Raw genomic sequence first — 22,888 nt, 5'->3', positions numbered from 1 at the left:
ACCCTGGAGATCTCGCGGGAAGGATCTGTACCCCCGACCGGATTCGAACCGGCGCTACCGCCTTGAGAGGGCGGCGTGCTAGGCCGCTACACAACGGGGGCAAAGCACTGCGTTACTACTGCACTGCGCTGGGGTACCAGGACTCGAACCTAGAATAAGGGAACCAGAAACCCTCGTGTTGCCAATTACACTATACCCCACCAAAAGTCAACCCCCTGCGGGGTTTTCCTTCTTTGGTGTCGCCTCCGTCCGGCCTTTCGGCCCGCTCCGGCGGCGCAGAAAGAACATTACCGGATGCCTGACCGTGCTCCAAAACGGGTATCCCGTGCCAGCAGCTCCGGGAGCCCCTCAAGTCCGGCGATGCGGTGCACGCCGTCGGGCCCGTCCCCACGGCCGCCGTCACGGTCGAGCCAGATCGCCAGCAGCCCGGCGTCCCGCGCCCCGCGCGCGTCGATCTCCGGCTGGTCACCCACGTACGCCACCTCGCCCGGCAGCAGCGCCATCGCCTCGCAGGCGGCCAGGAAGGCTCCCGCCTCGGGCTTGCTGACGCCGAGCTCAACGGCGCAGACCAGCACTTCGAAGCGGTCGCGCAGGCCGAGGTCACGCAGCTTGGGGTCCTGGTTGACGGTGGAGGAGTTGGTGAGCACCCCGTGCCGGTAGTCGGCGGCGAGGGCGTCCAGCGCGGGCACCACGTCGGGGAAGACGGACCAGGCGGTCTTGTAGTGCGCGATGTACCGGTCGAACCAGGCGTCCGCCTCGTCGGCCGTCATTCCGGGCTCCCCGAGGAACTCCCGCACCCGCTCCTGGCGCTGTCCCTGGAACGTGCCCTCGCCGGCCGCGAAACGCGCCCAGTGCCGGTCGGTGATCCGCCGCCACAGCGCCAGCGCCTGCGCGGGGGTCCCGTACCGCTCCGCGATCCCGGCGGACTCCAGCTGGCGCGCGAGCCCCGCGGCATCGGCCCCCGTGTAGTCGAAGAGGGTGTCGTCGATGTCCCACAGCACGGCGCGGATCGGCATGGGCCGAGCCTACGCCCGGCGCCCGTCCGCCGGGGGCGGGACGGGAAAGAAAGATCGTGAACAGTGCCGGGGGCGGCGCGGGGAACGCCGCAGGGGGGCGGCGGCCGGGGTCCGGCCGCCGCCCCCCTGCGGGACGTACGGGTACTGGTGCCGCCTACGCGGCGAGCTTGGCCAGGGCCGCGTCGATGCGGGCCAGGGACCTCTCCTTGCCCAGGATCTCCAGGGACTCGAAGAGCGGCAGGCCGATGGTGCGGCCCGTGACGGCCACGCGGACCGGGGCCTGGGCCTTGCCGAGCTTGAGGCCGTGGGCCTCGCCGGCGGTCAGGACGGCCTGCTTGAGGGACTCGGGGTCCGACCAGTCGGCGGCCCGGAGGTTCTCGCGCGCGGTGGTGAGCAGCGCCGCCGGCTCGCCCTTCATCGCCTTGTCCCACGAGGCCTGGTCGGAGACCGGCTCCTTCAGGAACAGGAAGTCGACGTTGGCCGTGATGTCCGACAGGACGGTCACGCGGGTCTGGGCGTACGGCGCGATGCGCGCCCAGGCCTCGGCGTCGAAGTCCTCGGGCGCCCAGTTGGCGTGCGGGGCCTGGAGCCACGGGGTGCAGGCGTCCGCGAAGGCCTTCGGGTCCAGCAGGCGGATGTGGTCGGCGTTGATCGCCTCCGCCTTCTTGATGTCGAAGCGCGCCGGGTTCGCGTTGACGTCCGGGATGTCGAACTTCGCCACCATCTCCTCGATCGAGAAGATGTCCTGGTCCTTGGAGAAGGACCAGCCGAGCAGCGAGAGGTAGTTCAGCAGGCCCTCGGGGAGGAAGCCGCGCTCGCGGTACAGGTTGAGCGAGGACTCGGGGTCGCGCTTGGAGAGCTTCTTGTTGCCCTCGCCCATCACGTACGGCAGGTGGCCGAACTCCGGGATGCCCGTGGCGACGCCCAGCTCCATCAGCGCCTTGTAGAGCGCGATCTGGCGCGGGGTGGAGGACAGCAGGTCCTCGCCGCGCAGCACGTGCGTGATCTGCATCAGCGCGTCGTCGACCGGGTTGACCAGCGTGTACAGGGGGGCGCCGTTGGCCCGCAGGATGCCGAAGTCCGGCACGTTCTCCGGGCTGAAGGTCAGCTCGCCGCGGACCAGGTCGGTGAAGGTGATCGGCTCGTCGGGCATCCGGAAGCGGACGATCGAGGAGCGGTGCTCGCCCTGGAAGGCCTCCAGCTGCACCTGGGTCAGCTCGCGGCAGTGGCCGTCGTAGCCGGAGGGCTTGCCGGCCGCGCGGGCGGCGGCGCGGCGCGCGTCCAGCTCCTCGGTGGTGCAGTAGCAGTCGTACGCGTAACCGCCGTCGCGCAGGCGCTGGGCGACGTCCGCGTAGATGTCCATGCGCTGGGACTGGCGGTACGGGGCGTGCGGGCCGCCGACCTCGGGGCCCTCGTCCCAGGTGAAGCCGAGCCAGCGCAGCGAGTCGAGCAGCTGCTCGTACGACTCCTCGGAGTCGCGGGCCGCGTCGGTGTCCTCGATGCGGAAGACGAACGTACCGCCGTGGTGGCGGGCGAACGCCCAGTTGAAGAGGGCGGTCCGGACCAGGCCCACGTGGGGGTTGCCGGTCGGGGAGGGACAGAAACGTACGCGGACGTTCGCGTTAGCCACGCTTGATCACCTTGTTGGTGAGAGTGCCGATGCCTTCGATGGTGACGGCGACCTCGTCGCCGACGTTGAGGGGGCCGACTCCGGCCGGGGTCCCCGTGAGGATGACGTCACCCGGGAGCAGCGTCATGGCCTCGGTGATGTGGACGATCAGGTCCTCGATGGAGCGGACCATGTCACTGGTGCGGCCGAGCTGGCGCTGTTCGCCGTTGACGGTGCACTGGATGGTCAGGTCGCTCGGGTCCAGGTCGGTCTCGATCCAGGGGCCGAGGGGGCAGGAGCTGTCGAAGCCCTTGGCGCGGGCCCACTGCTTCTCCCGCTGCTGGACGTCGCGCGCGGTGACGTCGTTGGCGCAGGTGTAGCCGAGGATCACGTCCTTGACGCGCTCCTTCGGGACCTCGCGGCACATGCGGCCGATGACCACGGCGAGCTCCGCCTCGTGGTGGAGGTCCTGGGAGAAGGAGGGGTACGTGATCGGGTCGCCCGGGCCGACCACCGAGGTGGAGGGCTTGAAGAAGGTGATCGGCGCATCCGGACGGCCTTGATCGTCGAAGATGGCGTTGCCGAGCTCTGCCGCGTGCTCCGCGTAGTTGCGGCCGATGGCCACGACCTTGTTCGGGAGCACGGGCGGCAGCAGCCTGACCTTGCTCAGCGGGACCTTCGTGCCTGAGAGCTCGAAGTCCGCGAACGGAATGCCCTTGATGATGTCGAGGACGAGCTCACCCTCGGCGCCGGGGGCAGTGCTGCCCTCGACCGCGCCGAACGCGACATTGCCGTCGATCGAGAACCTGGCGATGCGCACGTGCTGCGTCTGCCCCTCTGTATTTCCGCTGGCTGGAGTCTGCGGCTCCAGGCTAACGCGGCGGGCAGGGGCGCTTCGCTCTCTTTTGGCCGGGGCTACTGCGCGGCGGCCGCCACGGGCGCGTCCATCAGGATCGTGCGCCGCGGGTTGGCGGTCTGCGTCGGCAGCTCGACGGCGTGCTCCGGGGTGGCCGGGGCCGCCTGCAGGTCCTCCGCGTCCTTGAGGTGCGCGAGGGTCGTGCGGCGGGGGTTGGCTATGTTGCGGAACATCGTCGTCGTCTTCATCGGAGTTTCGGGCCCTCGGCTCGCTCGGTGGTGTGTCGGTCGGCGCGTGCGCCAACCCTTTAAGGGGCAAGGCTAAACATCTGAATCCCCCACCGAACCGGGAAGTAATGGCCACGGCTATGTGAGTTTGCTCACCAGCGACCAGACATTACCGACATTGCGGACAGTCAACTTCACCTCGCGAAACGGACATTGCGCCACTGAATGCGTCATTCCGCTGCTGATCATCTCGACTGGGACACCTTGACAGTCGCGGCGTTTGAATGAAGTAAGTCCGGTTTACCCCGAAAGCAGTCCCACATGCTGTAGCCCACCGCTCACAAGCCGTCACCGACTCTCCGGGCCGGTGCCCGCACCTTGTTGGAGATCCCCCACTGTGCTGGAATTCGCGGGACCGCCGCGGGAATCAGCCGGCGCGCAGGTGGCGCGACTCAGCGCCGAGCGCGGTGGCAAGGAGAGGGAGACGCGCCGGTCACCGACGACCACCATGGGGCCGTTAGTGCCCCACGACTCGACACCGTCCCACCGGTCGCCCGGCGGGACGCCTGGTCCAGAGGTTGCGACGCTAGTGCAGGGACGATTCAAGAGGGATGGCAGCGCTGCGGCGGAGCAGGAGCCGCGCGGCGGGACCGACCGTGGCTCCTCGCCCCAGCACGCCCAGAACCGCGGGCCGGCTGTCGAAGGCGCAGGCCCCGACTCCTCCGCCACGGTGAAGGCGAAGGGCCGAGGGAAGTCCGCCAAGGCCGCCAAGGCCAAGGCCGGGGCGGTCGAGCAGGACGTGGCGATACCGAAGGCCCCCAGTGGGTCCGGTTCCCGCCTCGCCATGCAGAACTGGCGCATCAGCACGCGACTGGTGTCGCTGCTGACCCTGCCGGTCGTCGCCGCCACCACGCTCGGTGGCGTCCGCATCAACGACTCGCTCAACGACATCGCGCAGCTGGAGCACATGCAGCTGCTGACGACGATGACCCGGCAGGCCACCAACCTGGCCGCCGCGCTCCAGGAGGAGCGCGACAAGTCCGCGGGTCCCCTGTCGGTCCCGGGGGCGGCGGGCAAGCCCAACAGCACCGTCACGAACGTCCGCGACACGACCGACGCCGCCGCCAAGGCCTTCGCCGCCGCGACCGACAAGGTCGACAGCACGGAGGACAAGGACGAGACGCTCAAGTCGATCCGCAACAACATCCTGCAGATCGGCCGCCAGCTCACCCTCATCGAGGACATCCGGGGCAAGGCGTACGCGAACGGCGCCCAGCAGACGGTCACCGAGTACAACAGCCTGATCGTCTCGCTGCTCTCGCTCTCCCAGGACATGGCGCAGGCCACCTCCAACCCGGAGATGATCAAGCGTACGCGCGCCCTGGCGGCCTTCTCCGCCGCCAAGGAGTACGCCTCCGTCCAGCGCGCGATCATCGCCGCCTCGCTCCCGGACAGCGCCGAGAGGCAGGGCGAGCTGAAGGAGAACGACCGCCTGTACGCCCTTTCCGCGCTCAAGGGCGAGCAGCAGTCCAAGAAGACCTTCGAACTCGTCTACCAGGGCAAGTCCGAGGAGCTCCTCGCGTCGCTCGGCGACGGCAACACGGAGATCGGCACCGCCGACCACTACGCGCGCCGCGTCCTGAGCACCAAGGACCAGTTCCTCAAGGAGAAGAACCGGTCCTGGATGGACTGGTACGACGCCGACGACACCAAGCTCCAGGCGATGAAGGTCATCGAGCTGACCCTGCTCGAGGACATGGAGCAGAAGGCCCGCGAGCTCAAGAACGAGTCGCAGCAGGACGCCATCATCAACGGTGCGCTGATCCTCCTCGTCCTCGGTGTCTCCCTCGTCGGCGCCTTCGTCATGGCCCGCTCGATGATCCGCTCGCTGCGCCGTCTGCAGGACACCGCGACGCGCGTCGCCCAGGACCGCCTCCCCGAGCTGGTCAAGCAGCTGTCCGAGTCCGACCCGCAGGACGTGGACACGTCCGTGGAGTCCGTCGGCCTGCACACCCGCGACGAGATCGGCCAGGTGGCCGCGGCCTTCGACGACGTGCACCGCGAGGCCGTCCGCCTCGCAGCCGAGCAGGCCCTCCTCCGGGGCAACGTCAACGCGATGTTCACCAACCTCTCGCGCCGCTCGCAGGGCCTCATCCAGCGTCAGCTCTCGCTCATCTCCGAGCTGGAGTCGCGCGAGGCCGACCCGGACCAGCTGTCCTCGCTCTTCCGGCTCGACCACCTCGCGACCCGCATGCGCCGTAACGGCGAGAACCTCCTCGTCCTCGCGGGCGAGGAGCCGGGCCGCCGGTGGACCCGCCCCGTCCCGCTCGTCGACGTGCTCCGTGCCGCCGCGTCCGAGGTGGAGCAGTACGAGCGCATCGAGCTCGCGTCGGTGCCCGGCACGGACGTCGCCGGCCGCGTCGTCAACGACCTCGTGCACCTCCTCGCCGAGCTGCTGGAGAACGCCACCTCGTTCTCCTCTCCGCAGACCAAGGTCAAGGTCACCGGTCACGCACTGCCCGACGGCCGCGTGCTCGTCGAGATCCACGACACCGGTATCGGCCTCTCCCCCGAGGACCTCGCCGCGATCAACGAGCGGCTCGCGGCGCCGCCGACCGTGGACGTGTCCGTCTCCCGCCGCATGGGCCTGTTCGTGGTCGGCCGCCTGTCCCTGCGACACGGCATCCGCATCCAGCTGCGTCCCTCCGACTCGGGCGGCACCACGGCCCTCGTCATGCTTCCGGTGGACGTCGCGCAAGGCGGCAAGAAGCCGGCTCCGATGCCGGGCCAGGGCGGTCAGGGCGGTGGCCAGGGTGGCCCCGGTGGGCAGGCTTCCGGGCCCGGTGCGGGCGCACGTCCGCCCGTGGGCGCGGCTCCGCAGCGCGGCCAGGTCGCCGGCGGCGGCCAGCGTGCCGCCCTGCCGGGCCGCGACGGCGGTCCCGGCCAGCAGCGCCCGCAGGGCGGCCCGGGTGCTCCCGGCGGCCGTCCGCAGGCGGGTCCGACGACCACGGGCCAGGGCCAGGGCGGCTTCGGCGGCGGTGCTCCGCTGCCGGGCCGCGGTCCGCAGGCCCGTCCGGCATCCGCGCCGTCCGCTTCCGGGCAGGGCGGGCTCCCGCAGGGCAACGGCTTCGAGCGTCCCCAGCAGGGCCAGCAGGGCCAGCAGGGCCAGCAGGGCCAGGCTCCGCAGCAAGGCCAGGCTCCGCAGCAGCGTCAGCAGCCGCCGGCCGCTCCCGCAGCGCCGGCTTCCCGCGGAGCGCGGCCGCAGCTGCCGCCGCGCGGTGGCTCCCCCCGCCCCGAGCTCCCCGGTCCGCAGACCACCAGCTGGGGCGCCGACCAGGCCCGCGGCCACGACGAGCTCTCGGGCCCCGGCTCGACCGCCGAGTTCGCCCGCCCGGACTTCAACGCCCCGATGCCCCAGGCGGACAGCCCGGGCAGCACCACCGGGCAGTTCGAGCGGCCGGACGTACGGGGTCCGCTGGACCCGTCGGCCACCGGGCAGTTCGAGCGCCCGGGCGGCTACCAGCCCCAGCGTCCCGGCGGCCCCGGTGTCGGCGGCTTCGCCCGCCAGCCCCAGGGCCCGCAGCAGCCGCAGCCTCAGCAGCAGTACCAGCAGCCGCAGGCTCCGCAGCAGGGCAGCGCGTACGCCCCCGTACCGCCCCGGCGCACGGAGGCTCCCGGCCTGCCGCAGGCCCACCGGCCCGAGGCGCTGCCCCCGGCGCCGAGCTCCGGCGACGCCCGCAGCCCGATCTTCGACACGCTGGAGTCGAACTGGTTCCGCGAGGAGGGGCAGCAGCCCCCCGCGCAGGCACCGGCGACACCTCAGCAGCCGCAGCAGGCCGCCCCGGCGGCCCCGGCTCCGCAGCAGCACCTGCCGCGGCGCGGCCAGGAGCACGCGGCCGAGCCCGCGGCGACCGGCAGCATGCCGACCGTCAGCTGGAAGTCGTCGCCGAACGACGAGCTGATGCGGCAGGCCGAGCGCGTGCGCCAGCCCGCCGCAGGCGGCATCACGACCTCGGGGCTGCCCCGCCGGGTCCCGCGGGCGAACCTCGTGGCCGGCACCGCGCAGCAGCAGGCCGACGCGCAGGCCGGTCCGCAGGTCTCGCGGGCGCCGGACGAAGTCCGCGGCCGTCTGACCAACCTCCGACGCGGTATCCAGCAGGGCCGTCAGGCCGGCAACAGTGGTCCGGCGACCGGCAGTTACCACATCGACCCCACTTACCAGCAGGAGCGATAGTTGAGTTCGATGAGCCAGGCGGCACAGAACCTGAACTGGTTGATCACCAACTTCGTGGACAACACCCCAGGGGTGTCCCACACCGTGGTGGTCTCCGCCGACGGACTCCTTCTGGCGATGTCCGAAGGATTCCCCCGCGACCGCGCCGATCAGCTGGCGGCCGTGGCCTCCGGACTGACCTCGCTGACCGCCGGAGCCTCCCGCATCTTCGAGGGCGGCGCCGTCAACCAGACCGTGGTCGAGATGGACCGGGGATTCCTCTTCCTCATGTCGGTCTCCGACGGGTCCTCCCTCGCCGTACTGGCGCACCCCGAGTGCGACATCGGCCTCGTCGGCTACGAGATGGCCCTCCTCGTGGACCGCGCCGGCAGCGTCCTCACTCCGGACCTGCGCGCGGAACTGCAGGGCAGCCTGCTCAGCTGACTTCCCCACTCCCGGCCGGCCGGTACTGCCGGCCGGGGGACCGGAGCCCAGGCCCCGGAACCCAGTACCACCGACAGGCCGTCATCCCGTCCCCCCACCGGCCGCCCCGTCAGACGGCACGCTGACCACTGCTGTCCAGCCCGGAGGATCAATGACCCCGCCCCCCGCCTACCCCGATGCGTACGGAGACTCGTACTCGGAAGGCGATCAGCCGCTGGTGCGTCCGTACGCGATGACCGGTGGCCGGACCCGGCCCCGCTACCAGCTCGCCATCGAGGCCCTGGTCAGCACCACGGCCGATCCGATGCACCTGTCCGGCCTGCTCCCGGAGCACCAGCGCATCTGCACCCTGTGCCGCGAGGTCAAGTCGGTCGCGGAGGTCTCCGCGCTGCTGTCGATGCCGCTCGGTGTCGCCCGGATCCTCGTGGCCGACCTGGCAGAGGCCGGAATGGTGGCCATCCACCAGCCGGGCAATGGAGAGGCCGGCGGCACGCCGGATGTAACGCTGCTCGAAAGGGTGCTCAGTGGCCTTCGGAACATCTAGCGGTGGAGCGGCTCCCCGCTCCACCACCTCCGCGAAGATCGTGGTGGCGGGCGGCTTCGGCGTGGGCAAGACCACGTTCGTCGGCGCCGTCTCCGAGATCAATCCGCTGCGTACCGAAGCGGTCATGACCTCCGCGAGCGCGGGGATCGACGACCTCACGCACACCGGTGACAAGACGACCACGACCGTCGCGATGGACTTCGGCCGCATCACGCTGGACCAGGACCTGATCCTGTACCTCTTCGGTACGCCGGGCCAGGACCGCTTCTGGTTCATGTGGGACGACCTTGTCCGTGGTGCCATCGGGGCGATCGTGCTCGTGGACACGCGCCGGCTGGCCGACTGCTTCCCCGCCGTCGACTACTTCGAGAACAGCGGCCTGCCCTTCGTCGTGGCCCTCAATGGCTTCGAGGGACACCAGCCCTACACGCCGGAGGAAGTCCGCGAGGCCCTGCAGATCGGCCCCGGAGCCCCCATCATCACCACCGACGCCCGCCACCGGGCGGACGCGAAGAGCGCGCTCATCACGCTCGTCGAGCACGCCCTCATGGCGCGTCTCAAGTAACACCACACCGGCGGCCCGGCTCAAGCGGCACCACTCAAGTCCCACGGGTTCTTCACAACGTGAGAGGGCGGGCTGTGTCATAGGACACGGCCCGCCCTCTTCGTTCATAACGTTTCGACAGACAATTGCCGCCAGTTGGCCACGGGGTGCGTTCGGTTGGTGCCCCTACGCGCACAACTCCCCCTATTTTTGCCGCAGGAAGCTCTTTATGTCCGATTTACGTGGGGCATAAGGCTCTGGGAACGGCCGGTTTCAACTGTTTGGAACACGGCCGTTAACCGTGCTGGAATTCAACGAACTAGCTAGTAGCACCGCCGGAAGGTTGTTGGTCGAGTGAGGCGAAGCATCGCAAGCCCCGCGGATGAACCCGCGCGCGGCAACTTCACCCCGCCGCCGCGAGCGGCCGCGTCGCCTGTTGACGTGCCCGTGGAACCACCCGTGAAAAGCGGGAGCACCAGCAGGTTCTCCCCCCGCAACTGGCGTGTGCCGACCCGTCTGAACGCCATCCTGCTCGTGCCCGCCCTCGTCGGGCTGGTCATGGGCGGCTTCCAGGTGAAGGGCTCCGTCGACACCTGGAACGAGGCCAAGGACGCCGAGCAGATAGCCAGGGTCGTCCAGGCCGCCTCGGAATACGGCCAGGCCCTGCTCAACGAGCGTGACCTCACGGCAGAGCCGCTGCTGAGCGGAAACGCGAACAGCGAGATCGTCACCAAGGCCCGCGGCGCGACCGACGCGGCCAAGGTGAAGTTCGACCAGGTCGTCCAGACCATGCCGAAGAACCAGGGCATGGAACGGCGTCTGGATCTCTTCCGCGCGGAGGAGCCCAACCTGAAGCTCGTCCGCGAGAAGGCCTACCTGGCCGCGGCGGAGAGCCCCAAGAAGAACCCCCCCACGACGTTCGGGCCCATCCCGACCGAAGAGGGCTACGTGCTGGTCCAGCACTACCTCATGCAGTTCGCCAACGAGCTCGGCCTCGGCACCGGCAACGTGACCTCGTACGGCCGGATGGTCTACGCGATCCAGCTGGCCAAGGCGGCGAACTCCCTGCAGCGCTCCGTCGGTACCCACCTGCTGGTCCGCCCGAGCGCCAACGAGGACATCCACAAGGCCCAGCTCGTCGCGTTCTCCTCGTACGCCTACCTCGAAGAGATCGCCCAGGGCGAGTACGTCTCGGCGGGCACCGAAGAGGACGTGAACCGCCTCCGCGAGGTCATGCAGAAGAAGTCCGACGAGGGGGCCGTCAAGCTCGCCGAGGCCAAGCGCCAGGCCGAGCAGGCGGGCGTCCGCTTCGTGCCGCCGCCCGTGGTCAACAAGTCGGCGCTGACCGGCATGACCGAGGCGATAGCCGGCGGCGAGAACAAGACCAAGCTGGCCGCCGGGGGCACCACGCCCCAGGCCTGGCAGGCCGCCGCCACCGCGAAGTTCGACGGCTACGACGAGATCGAGAAGGAACTCCTCGACAAGGCCGTCAACGACGCCGTCGCGGTCTCCGACGAGGCCCGCACGGACGCCATCACCAACGGCGCCATCGTGGTCGTGTCCCTGCTCGCCGCCTTCATCCTGGCCGGTCTCATGGCCCGCCAGATGGGCCGCGCGATGCGCCGCCTGCGTTCCGCCGCCTTCGACATCGCCGAGCAGCGCCTGCCGATGCTCGTCGACCAGCTCTCGCGCACCGACCCGGGCAAGGTGGACACCCGCGTCCACCCGATCCCGATCGACTCCCAGGACGAGATCGGCGAGGTCGCCCGCGCCTTCGACCAGGTCCACCGGGAAGCGGTCCGGCTCGCCGCCGAGCAGGCGCTCCTGCGAGGGAACGTCAACGCGATCTTCACCAACCTCTCGATGCGCAACCAGTCCCTGATCGAGGGCCAGCTGACCCTCATCACCGACCTGGAGAACAACGAGGCGGACCCGGACCAGCTGGAGAACCTCTTCCGCCTGGACCACCTGGCCACCCGCATGCGCCGCAACGGCGAGAACCTCCTCATCCTCGCGGGTGAGGAGCCGGGCCGCCGCTGGGACCAGCCGGTGCCCCTCGTCGACGTCCTGCGCGCCGCCTCCTCCGAGGTGGAGCAGTACGAGCGCATCGAGCTCTCCGGCGTCTCCGACGCCGAGATCCACGGCCAGGCCGTGACCGACCTCGTGCACCTGCTCGCCGAGCTCCTGGAGAACGCCACCACGTTCTCCTCCCCCCAGACCAAGGTCCGTGTCAACGCGACCCGTCTGCCGGACGGCCGCGTGATGGTCGAGATCCACGACAAGGGCATCGGCCTCACCGCCGAGGACTTCGCGGACATCAACCACAAGCTGGCCAACCCGCCGACCGTGGACGCCGCGATCTCGCAGCGCATGGGTCTGTTCGTGGTCGGCCGGCTGGCGGACCGCCACAGCATCCGCGTCCAGCTGCGCCCCTCGGGCGAGGCGGCCGGCACCACCTCGCTGGTCATGCTTCCCGAGGCCATCACCCACGGTGGTGGTGGAGAGGGCATCCCGGACGACGACTTCACGGTCTCCTCGATCATCCCGGAGCAGAAGGCCCAGCTGCAGGCTCCGCTGCGCACCGCCGCCGAGCTCGGCTTCGACGACTCCCGCTACGACCAGCAGGGCGGCGACGTCCCGCTCGACCCGGTCGGACGCTCGCTCCTCGCCGAGGAGCGGCGGGCCGCACTGAAGGCCCAGGTCTCCTACGGGCAGGACGAGCAGGAGTACGCCGACCACGCCGCGCAGGAGTATCCGGAACCTCAGCCTGAGCACGGGTACCAGCCGTACCAGGGCTACGAGCAGCAGCCCGAGCAGGGCTACGACACCTCGTACGAGGCTCAGCAGGCTCAGCAGGGCCAGCAGGGCTTCGACGCCTACCCGCAGCAGGGCTACGCCTATCCGGAAGCCGGCTACGAGGACGGTCAGCAGACCGGCCAGGGCTACGACAACGGGTACGAATCCCAGTCGGGACAGGCCGAGTGGCCCGGGCGGAACGCGTATCCGGCCGGCTACCAGCAGGATTACGGGACCGAATCGGAATCCCCCGCCGTCCCCGAACAGGCTGCGGACCGCGTAGGCTTCGATCGTCCGGGCGCCGCTGCCGACACCGGTCACCAGATGACCGGAGCGGGCCTGCCGCGCCGCGGCAGCCAGCAGCAGTGGCAGCCGGCACAGCAGGAAGCGGAGTCCACCGGATCCCTCTTCGAGCAGCGGCCGCAGCGTCAGCAGCAGCCGGCTGAACCGGAGCGGGCCCCGGAGGCGAAGGAAGGCAGCACGGGCTGGCGTTCGGGCAACGACGAACGCTGGCAGCAGGCCGCCAAACTCCGTGAGCCGAAGGCGGGCGGGGTCACCCCGTCCGGTCTCCCTCGGCGCGTGCCCAAGGCCAACCTGGTCGAGGGCGCGGCGGAGACGACCCCGCAGGGCGGCCCCCAGGTCTCCCGCGCACCCGAGGACGTCCGCGGCAGGTTGAGCAACCTGCGGCGCGGTGTCCAGCAGGGACGCAGCGCGGGTTCTGAGCAGTCAAGTAACAGCTATGACCAGGAGCGTTAGTGTGAGCCCGATGAGCCAGGCGGCACAGAACCTGAACTGGTTGATCACCAACTTCGTGGACAACACCCCAGGGGTGTCCCACACTGTGGTGGTCTCCGCCGACGGACTCCTTCTGGCGATGTCCGACGGGTTTCCGCGCGACCGCGCCGATCAGCTGGCGGCCGTGGCCTCCGGTCTGACCTCGCTGACCGCCGGAGCCTCCCGCATCTTCGAGGGTGGCGCCGTCAACCAGACCGTGGTCGAGATGGACCGGGGATTCCTTTTCCTCATGTCCGTCTCGGACGGATCTTCGCTCGCGGTGCTCGCGCACCCCGAGTGCGACATCGGCCTCGTCGGCTACGAGATGGCCCTTCTGGTGGATCGCGCGGGCAGTGTCCTCACCCCGGACCTGCGCGCCGAGCTGCAGGGAAGTCTTCTCAACTAGCAGACAGGCAGTGCGTTTCGCGCCATCGCACCATAGGGTGCGGTGGCGCGGTTCCACAGGGAGTACTGCGTACTTGGAGTCGGAGGAGGAAACGTGACAACACCCGGAGGACATCCTTATGGCGGCGCGCAGCAGCCGCAGGGTGGGCACGACCAGAACCGCTTCAACTTCCCCTCCTCCCCCAGCCGGCCCGTGCCGGAGCACAACCCCTACCAGCAGCAGCCGTACGGCCAGCCCCAGCAGCCGCAGCAGCCGCACGTGCCTCCGCAGCAGCAGCAGCCGCGTGCCATGCGGCAGCCGGCGCCCAAGGCGCACAACCCCCTGGTGCGTCCGTACGCGATGACCGGCGGCCGTACTCGGCCGCGCTACCAGCTCGCCATCGAGGCGCTGGTCAGTACCACGGCCGATCCCGCGCGGCTGCAAGGGCAGTTGCCCGAGCACCAGCGCATCTGCCGTCTGTGCCAGGAGATCAAATCCGTCGCGGAGATCTCGGCACTCCTCTCCATTCCTCTTGGTGTCGCCCGCATCCTCGTCGCCGACCTGGCGGAAGCGGGCCTTGTCGCCATTCACCAGCCCGGCGGCGACGAGTCTGCCGGCGGCCAGCCAGATGTGACACTGCTCGAAAGGGTGCTCAGTGGACTTCGCAAGCTCTAACGGCGGAGCGGCTCCCGCCCGCTCCACCACCTCCGCGAAGATCGTGGTGGCGGGCGGCTTCGGCGTGGGCAAGACCACGTTCGTGGGCGCGGTCTCCGAGATCAACCCCCTGCGCACCGAAGCCGTCATGACCAGCGCCTCCGCCGGCATCGACGACCTCACCCACACCGGTGACAAGACGACCACCACGGTCGCCATGGACTTCGGCCGCATCACCCTGGACCAGGACCTGATCCTGTACCTCTTCGGTACGCCGGGCCAGGACCGCTTCTGGTTCATGTGGGACGACCTGGTGCGCGGTGCGATCGGCGCCGTCGTGCTCGTGGACACGCGCCGCCTCGCCGACTGCTTCCCCGCCGTCGACTACTTCGAGAACAGCGGCCTGCCGTTCGTCATCGCCCTCAACGGCTTCGACGGACACCAGCCGTACACCCCGGAGGAAGTCCGCGAGGCTCTGCAGATCGGCCCGGACGCCCCGATCATCACCACCGACGCCCGCCACCGCGCGGACGCCAAGAGCGCGCTCATCACGCTCGTCGAGCACGCGCTGATGGCCCGCCTGCGGTAGCGGCGTCTGCGACAGCCGTAAGGCCCCCGTGTCCCTGACGCGGGGGCCTTCGCCGTGTGCGGTGTGAGTGTGCGGTGTGCCGTGCGAGGTGGCGGCGTGGAGTGTGGGGCCTGGGGTGTGGGGGCGCGGGGTGTGAGGTGGGTACGCGCAAAGGCCCCGCACCCTTTCGGGTACGGGGCCTTGCGTGGGGCTCGGGGCTCAGCTCAGCCCTGCCAGCTGTGCGGGGCGCGGAAGCCCGGGGTGCGCTCCAGGCGGCGCCAGCCGGCCTGGGAACGGCCGGCGGGGACCGAGGTGTCCTCGGGGGCGGCGGCGGCACGGGCGAGCAGGATCGCGGTGATCGCGGCCAGCTCCTCGGGCTCGGCGTTGCCCTTCTCGACGCGCAGCAGCATGTCGGTGCTCATCGGTGGCTTGTCTCCTTACTGCGGCGGGTTGCCGTGCTTGCGGGACGGCAGGTCGGCGTGCTTGTTGCGGAGCATCGCGAGGGCGCTGACGAGGACCTCGCGGGTCTCGGCGGGGTCGATGACGTCGTCGACGAGGCCGCGCTCGGCCGCGTAGTACGGGTGCATCAGCTCGGCCTTGTACTCCTTGACCATGCGCAGGCGCATCGCCTCGGGGTCCTCGGCGTCCGCGATCTGCTTGCGGAAGATGACGTTGGCCGCGCCCTCGGCGCCCATGACGGCGATCTCGTTGGTGGGCCAGGCGTAGGTGAGGTCGGCGCCGATGGACTGGGAGTCCATGACGATGTACGCGCCGCCGTAGGCCTTGCGCAGGATCAGCGAGATCCGCGGGACGGTGGCGTTGCAGTACGCGTACAGCAGCTTGGCGCCGTGGCGGATGATGCCGCCGTGCTCCTGGTCGACGCCCGGCAGGAAGCCGGGGACGTCCAGCAGCGTGATGATCGGGATGTTGAAGGCGTCGCACATCTGGACGAAGCGCGCGGCCTTCTCGGAGGCCTCGATGTCCAGGACACCGGCGAGGTGGCCGGGCTGGTTGGCGACGATGCCGACGACCTGGCCGTCCATCCGCGCCAGGGCGCAGATGATGTTGCGGGCCCAGCGCTCGTGGATCTCCAGGACGTCGCCCTCGTCGACGAGCTCCTCGATGACCTTGAGCATGTCGTACGGGCGGTTGCCGTCGGCGGGCACCAGGTCCAGCAGGACCTCGGAACGGCGGTCCGCCGGGTCGCTCGTCTCGTGGACGGGCGGGTTCTCGCGGTTGTTGGAGGGGAGCATGGAGATGAGGTAGCGGACCTCGGAGATGCAGGTCTCCTCGTCGTCGTACGCGAAGTGCGCGACGCCCGAGGTCTCGGCGTGCACGTCCGCGCCGCCGAGGCCGTTCTGGGTGATCTCCTCGCCGGTCACCGCGCGGACCACGTCCGGACCGGTGATGAACATCTGCGAGGTCTCCCGGACCATGAAGACGAAGTCCGTGAGGGCCGGGGAGTACGCGGCGCCGCCGGCGCACGGGCCCAGCATGACCGAGATCTGCGGGATGACGCCCGAGGCGCGGGTGTTGCGCTGGAAGATGCCGCCATAGCCGGCGAGGGCGGAGACGCCCTCCTGGATACGGGCGCCGGCGCCGTCGTTCAGGGAGACCAGCGGAGCACCGGCCGCGATGGCCATGTCCATGATCTTGTGGATCTTCGTGGCGTGGGCCTCGCCCAGGGCGCCGCCGAAGATGCGGAAGTCGTGCGCGTAGACGAAGACCGTGCGGCCCTCGACGGTGCCCCAGCCGGTGATGACACCGTCGGTGTAGGGCTTCTTGCTCTCCAGGCCGAAGCCCGTCGCGCGGTGGCGGCGGAGCTGCTCGACCTCCTTGAAGGAGCCTTCGTCGAGGAGCAGCGCGATGCGCTCGCGGGCGGTCAGCTTGCCCTTGGCGTGCTGGGTCTCGGTCGCGCGGTCACTGGGGCCGCGCCGCGCCTGCTCGCGCAGGGAGTGCAGCTCGGCCACGCGCCCGCGGGCGTCCGTCGGCTCGCTCGGGGTCTGGTCCACAACGGTCATGTACCGACCTTACGAAGCGCGAGGTCAAAAACCTCCGTTGATTCCACACAGTCTCCGGTGTCATCAGCTGTCCGGCCCGCACAGAACGGTTCGGGGATGCGCCGACTCCACCAGCGGGGGCCATCGTCCGTTGTCACTCCTCCACAAATCGGCGTGACACCTCGCCTAGAAGTTGAAATTTGAACGGAATGGGTCTAGCGTCAATCTCGTTGAAAGTTCAACGAACACGCTACCGAGGAGGAAGCCACGGGTCTCTTCACCCGCCGCAACCAGACCGCATCCGTCCAGGAGGGGTCCGCCGTCAAGGAGGGGTCCGCCGGCGCCGTCGCCACCCTCGAAGTGGACCCGGCGCTCGCCGCCCTCACCGGTGACTACGTCATCGACGCCGGCCACAGCAGCATCGGCTTCACCGTCCGCCACGCCATGGTGACCAACGTCCGCGGCAGCTTCGCCGAGCACGAGGGCACCCTGCACCTGGACGGCAGCGACCCGTCCCGCTCCACCGCCGCCATCGACGTCACGATCTCCTCGGTCAGCACCGGGATCGCCGACCGCGACGCCCACCTGCGGAGCGGCGACTTCTTCGACGCCGAGGCCTTCCCGCTGATGACGTTCCGCTCCACCCGGGCGGCCCGCCTCGGCGGCAACACGTACCGCATCACCGGCGAGCTGACGATCAAGGACGTCACGCGGCCGCTCTCCATCGACCTGGAGTTCGCCGGTTCCGCCACGGACGTCTACGGCAACGAGCGCGTCGGCTTCGAGGGCTCGGCCGAGATCCTGCGTTCCGACTGGGGTCTGACCTGGAACGCGGCGCTGGAGGCCGGCGGTGTGATGGTCAGCGACAAGGTGAAGCTGACCTTCGACATCTCGGCCATCAAGCAGGCCTGAAAACCGGCCGGGCGCGGAGGCTCGGTGCGGGCCGCTGTGGCCCCCCGGGCCCCAGGGGGAGGTCAGAAGCCGCCCCCGCCGTCGAATCCACCGCCTCCGTCGAAGCCGCCACCGCCGCCGAAGTCTCCGCCGCCGAAGTCGGACGGGTTGAAGTCGGCCCCCGAGACGTCCCCGCCGTCGTAACCGTCGCCCATGCCGCCGCCGAAGTCCGAGGCGTAGGCGGGGCTGGACATCATCGAACCGAGCATCGTGCCCATGAGCAGGCCGGGCAGGATGCCGCCGCCGAAGTAGCCGCCCGCCCAGGGGCCGTACGCCGGGCCCGCGTCGTAGTAGGGGCGCCGGCCGTACTCGGTGTCCACCGTGCGGACCGCCGGGTCCAGGCCGTCGCGCAGCCGGACGGCGTCCGCCGTGCAGACCGGCACGGTACGCGCGGCTCCGGCGGGCGGGGCCCACGTGGCGTCCTCGGTGCTCGGCCCGTGCCGGGGGTCGAAGAAGCAGGGCGAGCGGCGCTCGGGCACCGGCCGTCCCTGCCTGCGCGCGTCCAGGCAGGCCAGGGCGTAACGGCCGTCCTCCAGCGCCTGGGTCACCCCCTGGACCTCCTCGGGCCGCTGCACGGAGGCCATGATCTGCTTGGCCTTCTCGTACGAGTCGAGCCCCTGCTCGTAGTCCTTGCGCATGGCGTCGTCGGCGCCGGGCTCACCGGGGTGGAAGTCGAGGCGGTCGAGTTCCTCGCCGAAGGCCGTGATGTCCTCGTCGACGACCACGCTGAGCCGCTCGATGGCCTCGCGCCGGGCCTCTTCCTTCTTCTTCCGGTTGCGGCGGACCAGCGCGTACGCGCCGCCGCCGCCGACCGCGGCCACCACGCCGAGGGTGATCAGGCCTCCGACCGGGGCGCCGCCCGCGTCACCGGCGCTGCCCCAGGAGGCCGGGGCGCTGCCCCTGGCCTGGCTCAGGGCCTGGTCCACGAAGTTGTTGAGCTGTGTGGCCGCGTCCACCGGGGCGCCGGTCTTCACGGCCTCGGTGAGGTTGCGTACGGCGTTGGCCGGCATGACCGCCCTGTCGGCGCCGGCGTCGAAGCCGTCGCCGAGCCGGATCGCGTAGAGGCCGGTGATCCCGGTCTCGGCGCGGACGGCGCTGAGCACCTTGTCCTGCGGGAAGTCGGCGGTGGCGGGCAGCACGGCGACGAAGACCGGCTTCCCGGCGTCCTTGATCTTCTGCGCGAGCGCGTCCGCGTCCGCCTTGGACAGCTGCGACTGCGCTCGCGGGTCGACGTAGACCGGGCCCTCTTTGAGGGCCTCCCCCACGGCGGCGACTCCGGTGGCGGCCGACGCCTGCGGGGCGGCCACCAGGGCAGCCCCGGACAGGGCCAGCAGCAGACCGGCCAGCAGCGATCCGAAGCGAACGGAGATAAGCCTGGGCCTCATACCCACGACGCTACCCGAACCAGGATTTTCCTGTGTGAGCTGGACATAAGCCAGCCCTTTCCGGCCCTACACGGGACCTCCCGGACCGAGGACGGCGGAGCCCTCGGTCCGGATCAGGTGGGGGCGAACGGCGAGGCGGCGAGCCGCGAGCGCTGACGGGAGTACGTGAAGGACGAGTGCCGGCGCGGCGGGTCTACTCGGCAGGTTCGACGCCCGCGTGGAGGAGGCCGTACGTGAAGGCGTCCTCAAGGGCCTGCCAGGACGCCGCGATCACGTTCGGGGCCACGCCGACCGTGGACCATTCGCGGACGCCGTCCGTCGTGGCGATCAGCACGCGGGTCGTGGACTCCGTGCCGTGCTTGCCCTCCAGGATGCGGACCTTGTAATCGACCAGCTCGAACTTGGCGAGCTGCGGGTAGAACCGCTCCAGGGCCACCCGCAGGGCCCGGTCCAGCGCGTTGACCGGGCCGTTGCCCTCCGCCGTCGCGACGATCCGCTCGCCCTTGGCCCACAGCTTGACCGTGGCCTCGTTGGCGTGGGTGCCGTCCGGGCGGTCCTCGACGATCGCCCGCCAGGATTCGATGCGGAAGTACTTGCGGGCCCGGCCCTCGGCCTCGGCCCGCAGCAGCAGCTCGAAAGAGGCATCGGCGGCCTCGTACGTGTAGCCCTGGAGCTCGCGCTCCTTGACCCGCTCCACGACCCGGGAGATCAGCGCGCGGTCCCCGCCGAGGTCGACGCCGAGCTCCTTGCCCTTGAGCTCGATGGAGGCACGGCCGGCCATGTCGGAGACCAGCATCCGCATGGTGTTGCCGACCCGCTCGGGGTCGATGTGCTGGTAGAGGTCCGGATCGACCTTGATGGCCGAGGCGTGCAGGCCCGCCTTGTGCGCGAACGCGGAGACGCCGACGTACGGCTGGTGCGTGGAGGGCGTGAGGTTGACGACCTCCGCGATCGCGTGCGAGATCCGGGTCATCTCGGCGAGCGCGCCCTCGGGGAGCACCGTGCGGCCGTACTTGATCTCCAGGGCGGCGACGACGGGGAAGAGGTTGGCGTTGCCCACGCGTTCGCCGTAGCCGTTCGCCGTGCACTGCACGTGGGTGGCGCCCGCGTCCACGGCGGCCAGGGTGTTGGCGACGGCGCAGCCGGTGTCGTCCTGGGCGTGGATGCCCAGACGGGCGCCGGTGTCGGCGAGGACGGTGGCGACGGTGGCCGTCACCTGGGCGGGCAGCATGCCGCCGTTGGTGTCGCAGAGGATGACGACGTCGGCGCCGGCCTCGTGGGCGGCGCGTACGACGGACTTGGCGTACTCGGCGTTGGCGCGGTAGCCGTCGAAGAAGTGCTCGCAGTCGACGAAGACGCGGCGGCCCTGGGCGACCAGGTAGGAGACCGTGTCCCGGACCATCTCCAGGTTCTCGTCCAGGGTGGTGCGCAGGGCGAGTTCGACGTGCCGGTCGTGGGACTTGGCGACGAGCGTGATGACGGGGGCGCCGGACTCCAGCAGGGCCCGCACCTGCGGGTCCGCGGCGGCCGAGCCGCCTGCCCGGCGGGTCGCGCCGAAGGCGACCAGCTGGGCGTTCTTGAAGGCGATCTCGGCGCGGGCGCGGGCGAAGAACTCGGTGTCACGGGGGTTGGCGCCCGGCCAGCCGCCCTCGATGAAGCCCACTCCGAACTCGTCCAGGTGACGGGCGATCGTCAGCTTGTCAGCGACCGTGAGGTTGATGCCCTCGCGCTGGGCGCCGTCGCGCAGGGTGGTGTCGAAGACGTGGAAGCTGTCGTCCAGGCCCCCTGACAGCACAGTTGCCGCCTCTGGTGTCGTCGTCATGCTGATCTGACTCCTGTCGGATGAGTGGTTCCGGATACCCGGGATCCACTGCCCCCATCATCGCGCGCAGGCCGGACCCGGCAGGGATGGGCCGGGAAACGAAAAAACCTCTCGCGGGTAGCGAGAGGTCTGCGCGCGGGTCTGGGGCACGGTGCCCGCTTCCGCGAAGTTCTTCCACGGTTCAGCGGTCACTGGGGACCGGCGCGCTGCTGGCGATAATCATGAGCTGAGCAGGCACGCTCGCAGTGTGCCACAACGCTCGCCGCGCATGGACAGGGATCTCACGATGCGGGCACCGTGCCGACGCCGGCACCGCACCCGCCCGTGGCCGGGTGCCGCGGCGCTGCGGGGACGCCGGGCGGGTTCACGTGCCTCACGTGCCGGCAGGGCTAGTCACCCTGGGGGGTGAGGGTGTCGGTCAGGAACTCGTGGACGTGGGTCAGGATGCCCTTCCGGTCCAGCGTCGGCAGACCCACGGCCAGCTGGATGCTGAATCCGTCGAGCAGGGCCCTGATGCGGGTCGCCACCCGCTCGGCGTCCACCGGGCGGAACTCCCCGCGCGAGATGCCCTCCGCGAGCAGCGCCACCAGGTCGCGGTGCCAGGCACCCTCGATGGCCGCCTGGCGGTCGCGCTCCTGCGGGCCGGCGTTCTGGGAGCGGTTCCAGACCTCCAGCCACAGCGTCCAGTGCGGGTCCCGGGCCTGCGTGGGCACGTACAGGTCGACGTACGCGCGCAGGCGCTCTGCCACCGGGCCGCGCCTTGCCAGCAGGGCCCGGCGCGCGGCGCCCAGTTCCGCCTCGCTCCACTCCAGGGTCTGCAGCAGGAGCTCGTCCTTGCTGCGGAAGTAGTAGAGGAGGTGGCCGCTGCTCATGCCGACCTGACGGCCCAGACCGGCCATGGTCAGGCCTTCCAGGCCCCGCTCGGCGATCGTGGCCATGGCGGCGACGAGTACGTCCTCGCGCGGGGGCGCGTTCTTGCGCGCCGCCCGTACCGGTACTCCACCCGCCACCATGGGCCCACTCCTCGTCCGGATCGCGAAGGTCAGACCTTCGGCTGCTGCTGGGTGATGCAGTGGATTCCGCCACCCCCGGCGAAAATCGTACGTGCGTCAACGAGTGTCACGGTCCGCTCGGGGAACAGTCCGCGGAAGATCTCGGCGGCCTCCTCGTCGCGCGGGTCGTCGAAGGAGCACAGCACGACACCGCCGTTGCACAGGTAGTGGTTGATGTACGAGTAGTCCACCCACTCCCCGTCCTCCTCCAGCACGGTCGGCGCCGGGATCTCCACGACCTCCAGCTGCCGGCCCCGGGCGTCGGTGGAGGCGCGCAGGATGGCGGCGATGGTCTTGCAGCGCTCGTGGTCCGGGTGTGCGGGGTCGGGCTGGGTGTGCACCATGACCACGCCGGGGCGGGCGAAGGCGGCGACGATGTCCACGTGGCCCTGGGTGCCGTAGGTGCCGTAATCGCCGGCCAGGCCGTACGGGAGCCAGATCGCCTTCGTGGTGCCCAGGTGGGCGTGGATCTCGGCCTCCACCTGCTGGCGGGTCCAGCCGGGGTTGCGGCCCTCGCCGAGCTGCACGGTGTCGGTGAGGAGCACGGTGCCCTCGCCGTCGACGTGGATGGCGCCGCCCTCGTTGACGAGTGCGGTGCTGTACGTGCGGGTGCCGGCCAGGTCGGAGACGGACCGGGCGATCTTCGAGTCGTGGTCCCAGCGGGCCCACTCCTGGGCGCCCCAGCCGTTGAAGGTCCAGTCCACCGCGGCGAGCTGGCCGGCCTCGTTGGTGACGAAGGTCGGACCGATGTCGCGCATCCAGGCGTCGTCGAGCTCGCGCTCGACGAGCTGTACGTCCTCGCCGACGATGGCGCGGGCGCTGTCGGCGTCGCCGGGCGAGACGACCAGGGTCACGGGCTCGTACGAGCGGACCGCGCGGGCCACGGCGCCCCAGGCCTCGCGGGCCTCGGCGAGCTCCTGCTCGTTGGTGAAGGTGGGGTTGGGGCTGGGCCAGGCCATCCAGGTGCGCTCGTGGGGCGTCCACTCGGCGGGCATCCGGAAGCCGTCGTTCACGGGCTTTGCGGTCATGGCAGGGAGGTCCTTACAGG

At 70.4% G+C, this 22,888-nt stretch carries 19 protein-coding genes and 2 tRNA genes; 9 read left to right on the top strand and 12 right to left on the bottom strand.

The features are described 5' to 3' along the window. Positions 1–28: 28 nt before the first annotated feature. The 6 genes from AB0D48_RS11860 to AB0D48_RS11835 all read right to left on the bottom strand — a co-directional run bounded on the left by AB0D48_RS11860 (position 29) and on the right by AB0D48_RS11835 (position 3,729). A tRNA-Glu gene (locus tag AB0D48_RS11860) sits at positions 29–101 on the bottom strand. Between the two features lie 27 nt (positions 102–128). Beyond that, positions 129–200: transfer RNA gene (locus tag AB0D48_RS11855), tRNA-Gln, on the bottom strand. Between the two features lie 87 nt (positions 201–287). Next, a complete protein-coding gene (locus AB0D48_RS11850; protein ID WP_362394008.1) occupies positions 288–1,016 on the bottom strand; it encodes an HAD family hydrolase in 729 nt (242 codons plus the stop codon). A gap of 154 nt (positions 1,017–1,170) precedes the next feature. After that, a complete protein-coding gene (gltX, locus tag AB0D48_RS11845; protein ID WP_362394005.1) occupies positions 1,171–2,646 on the bottom strand; it encodes a glutamate--tRNA ligase in 1,476 nt (491 codons plus the stop codon). Further along, on the bottom strand, positions 2,639–3,445 hold the full coding sequence (locus tag AB0D48_RS11840; RefSeq protein ID WP_362394002.1) for a fumarylacetoacetate hydrolase family protein: 807 nt from the start codon (positions 3,443–3,445) through the stop codon (positions 2,639–2,641). The genes gltX and AB0D48_RS11840 overlap by 8 nt, the downstream gene beginning before the upstream one ends. 95 nt (positions 3,446–3,540) lie before the next feature. Further along, positions 3,541–3,729, bottom strand: coding sequence for a hypothetical protein (locus AB0D48_RS11835; protein WP_362393999.1), 189 nt, complete (start codon positions 3,727–3,729; stop codon positions 3,541–3,543). A 568-nt stretch (positions 3,730–4,297) separates the two neighbouring features. Here AB0D48_RS11835 and AB0D48_RS11830 point away from each other — a divergent pair. The 8 genes from AB0D48_RS11830 to AB0D48_RS11795 all read left to right on the top strand — a co-directional run bounded on the left by AB0D48_RS11830 (position 4,298) and on the right by AB0D48_RS11795 (position 14,651). Beyond that, positions 4,298–7,942, top strand: coding sequence for a nitrate- and nitrite sensing domain-containing protein (locus AB0D48_RS11830; protein ID WP_362393996.1), 3,645 nt, complete (start codon positions 4,298–4,300; stop codon positions 7,940–7,942). A 9-nt stretch (positions 7,943–7,951) separates the two neighbouring features. Further along, on the top strand, positions 7,952–8,365 hold the full coding sequence (locus AB0D48_RS11825; RefSeq protein WP_150212026.1) for a roadblock/LC7 domain-containing protein: 414 nt from the start codon (positions 7,952–7,954) through the stop codon (positions 8,363–8,365). Positions 8,366–8,516: 151 nt separating this feature from the next. Then, a complete protein-coding gene (locus tag AB0D48_RS11820) occupies positions 8,517–8,909 on the top strand; it encodes a DUF742 domain-containing protein (RefSeq protein WP_030037344.1) in 393 nt (130 codons plus the stop codon). Continuing rightward, positions 8,890–9,474: an ATP/GTP-binding protein gene (locus tag AB0D48_RS11815; protein ID WP_328927838.1), complete on the top strand. Its 585-nt coding sequence runs from the start codon at positions 8,890–8,892 to the stop codon at positions 9,472–9,474. Before AB0D48_RS11820 ends, AB0D48_RS11815 begins: the two co-directional genes overlap by 20 nt. A gap of 333 nt (positions 9,475–9,807) precedes the next feature. Then, a complete protein-coding gene (locus tag AB0D48_RS11810) occupies positions 9,808–13,005 on the top strand; it encodes a nitrate- and nitrite sensing domain-containing protein (protein WP_362393993.1) in 3,198 nt (1,065 codons plus the stop codon). 10 nt (positions 13,006–13,015) lie between these two features. Then, the gene (locus AB0D48_RS11805) at positions 13,016–13,429 is read left to right on the top strand and encodes a roadblock/LC7 domain-containing protein (protein WP_030037347.1); all 414 of its coding nucleotides are present in this window, start codon (positions 13,016–13,018) and stop codon (positions 13,427–13,429) included. Between the two features lie 93 nt (positions 13,430–13,522). Further along, positions 13,523–14,083, top strand: coding sequence for a DUF742 domain-containing protein (locus AB0D48_RS11800; RefSeq protein WP_362393991.1), 561 nt, complete (start codon positions 13,523–13,525; stop codon positions 14,081–14,083). Then, a complete protein-coding gene (locus AB0D48_RS11795; protein ID WP_073911148.1) occupies positions 14,064–14,651 on the top strand; it encodes an ATP/GTP-binding protein in 588 nt (195 codons plus the stop codon). The genes AB0D48_RS11800 and AB0D48_RS11795 overlap by 20 nt, the downstream gene beginning before the upstream one ends. Positions 14,652–14,854: 203 nt before the next feature. Here the strand turns inward: AB0D48_RS11795 and AB0D48_RS11790 are convergent, their stop codons facing one another. Further along, the gene (locus AB0D48_RS11790) at positions 14,855–15,052 is read right to left on the bottom strand and encodes an acyl-CoA carboxylase subunit epsilon (RefSeq protein ID WP_362393988.1); all 198 of its coding nucleotides are present in this window, start codon (positions 15,050–15,052) and stop codon (positions 14,855–14,857) included. 15 nt (positions 15,053–15,067) lie between these two features. After that, entirely contained in the window at positions 15,068–16,651 is a 1,584-nt protein-coding gene (locus AB0D48_RS11785; RefSeq protein ID WP_362393985.1) for an acyl-CoA carboxylase subunit beta, read from the bottom strand. A 339-nt stretch (positions 16,652–16,990) separates the two neighbouring features. On the opposite strand from AB0D48_RS11785, the gene AB0D48_RS11780 reads away from it, so the two are divergent. Next, positions 16,991–17,542, top strand: coding sequence for a YceI family protein (locus AB0D48_RS11780; protein WP_362393982.1), 552 nt, complete (start codon positions 16,991–16,993; stop codon positions 17,540–17,542). A 62-nt stretch (positions 17,543–17,604) separates the two neighbouring features. Here AB0D48_RS11780 and AB0D48_RS11775 read toward each other — a convergent pair whose 3' ends face one another. From AB0D48_RS11775 to AB0D48_RS11760, 4 genes are all read right to left on the bottom strand, one after another. Then, positions 17,605–18,966 carry a hypothetical protein gene (locus AB0D48_RS11775; RefSeq protein ID WP_362393979.1) on the bottom strand — a complete coding sequence of 454 codons (1,362 nt, stop codon included), beginning with the start codon at positions 18,964–18,966 and terminating at the stop codon, positions 17,605–17,607. A 193-nt stretch (positions 18,967–19,159) separates the two neighbouring features. Next, a complete protein-coding gene (gene cimA, locus AB0D48_RS11770) occupies positions 19,160–20,788 on the bottom strand; it encodes a citramalate synthase (RefSeq protein WP_362393976.1) in 1,629 nt (542 codons plus the stop codon). 389 nt (positions 20,789–21,177) lie between these two features. Next, on the bottom strand, positions 21,178–21,801 hold the full coding sequence (locus AB0D48_RS11765; RefSeq protein WP_362393973.1) for a TetR/AcrR family transcriptional regulator: 624 nt from the start codon (positions 21,799–21,801) through the stop codon (positions 21,178–21,180). A 29-nt stretch (positions 21,802–21,830) separates the two neighbouring features. Next, positions 21,831–22,868, bottom strand: a complete 1,038-nt coding sequence (locus tag AB0D48_RS11760; protein ID WP_362393970.1) for an agmatine deiminase family protein — start codon at positions 22,866–22,868, stop codon at positions 21,831–21,833. Between the last annotated feature and the right edge of the window lie 20 nt (positions 22,869–22,888).

The sequence above is a fragment of the Streptomyces sp. NPDC048269 genome (genome assembly GCF_040652395.1).
In the GTDB taxonomy this organism is placed as follows: Bacteria; Actinomycetota; Actinomycetes; order Streptomycetales; family Streptomycetaceae; genus Streptomyces.
Note: the sequence above shows the minus strand (reverse complement) of the source record. Positions and strands in the feature narration are given on the sequence as shown.

What these genes read in the sequence shown, in the direction of transcription:
- AB0D48_RS11805 (WP_030037347.1), top strand. Translation starts at nt 13,016, where the DNA reads ATGAGCCAGGCGGCACAGAACCTGAACTGGTTGATCACCAACTTCGTG.
- AB0D48_RS11765 (WP_362393973.1), bottom strand. Translation starts at nt 21,801, where the DNA reads ATGGTGGCGGGTGGAGTACCGGTACGGGCGGCGCGCAAGAACGCGCCC.
- AB0D48_RS11820 (WP_030037344.1), top strand. Translation starts at nt 8,517, where the DNA reads ATGACCCCGCCCCCCGCCTACCCCGATGCGTACGGAGACTCGTACTCG.
- cimA (WP_362393976.1), bottom strand. Translation starts at nt 20,788, where the DNA reads ATGACGACGACACCAGAGGCGGCAACTGTGCTGTCAGGGGGCCTGGAC.
- AB0D48_RS11825 (WP_150212026.1), top strand. Translation starts at nt 7,952, where the DNA reads ATGAGCCAGGCGGCACAGAACCTGAACTGGTTGATCACCAACTTCGTG.
- AB0D48_RS11775 (WP_362393979.1), bottom strand. Translation starts at nt 18,966, where the DNA reads ATGAGGCCCAGGCTTATCTCCGTTCGCTTCGGATCGCTGCTGGCCGGT.
- AB0D48_RS11835 (WP_362393999.1), bottom strand. Translation starts at nt 3,729, where the DNA reads ATGAAGACGACGACGATGTTCCGCAACATAGCCAACCCCCGCCGCACG.
- AB0D48_RS11790 (WP_362393988.1), bottom strand. Translation starts at nt 15,052, where the DNA reads ATGAGCACCGACATGCTGCTGCGCGTCGAGAAGGGCAACGCCGAGCCC.
- AB0D48_RS11850 (WP_362394008.1), bottom strand. Translation starts at nt 1,016, where the DNA reads ATGCCGATCCGCGCCGTGCTGTGGGACATCGACGACACCCTCTTCGAC.
- AB0D48_RS11785 (WP_362393985.1), bottom strand. Translation starts at nt 16,651, where the DNA reads ATGACCGTTGTGGACCAGACCCCGAGCGAGCCGACGGACGCCCGCGGG.
- AB0D48_RS11760 (WP_362393970.1), bottom strand. Translation starts at nt 22,868, where the DNA reads ATGACCGCAAAGCCCGTGAACGACGGCTTCCGGATGCCCGCCGAGTGG.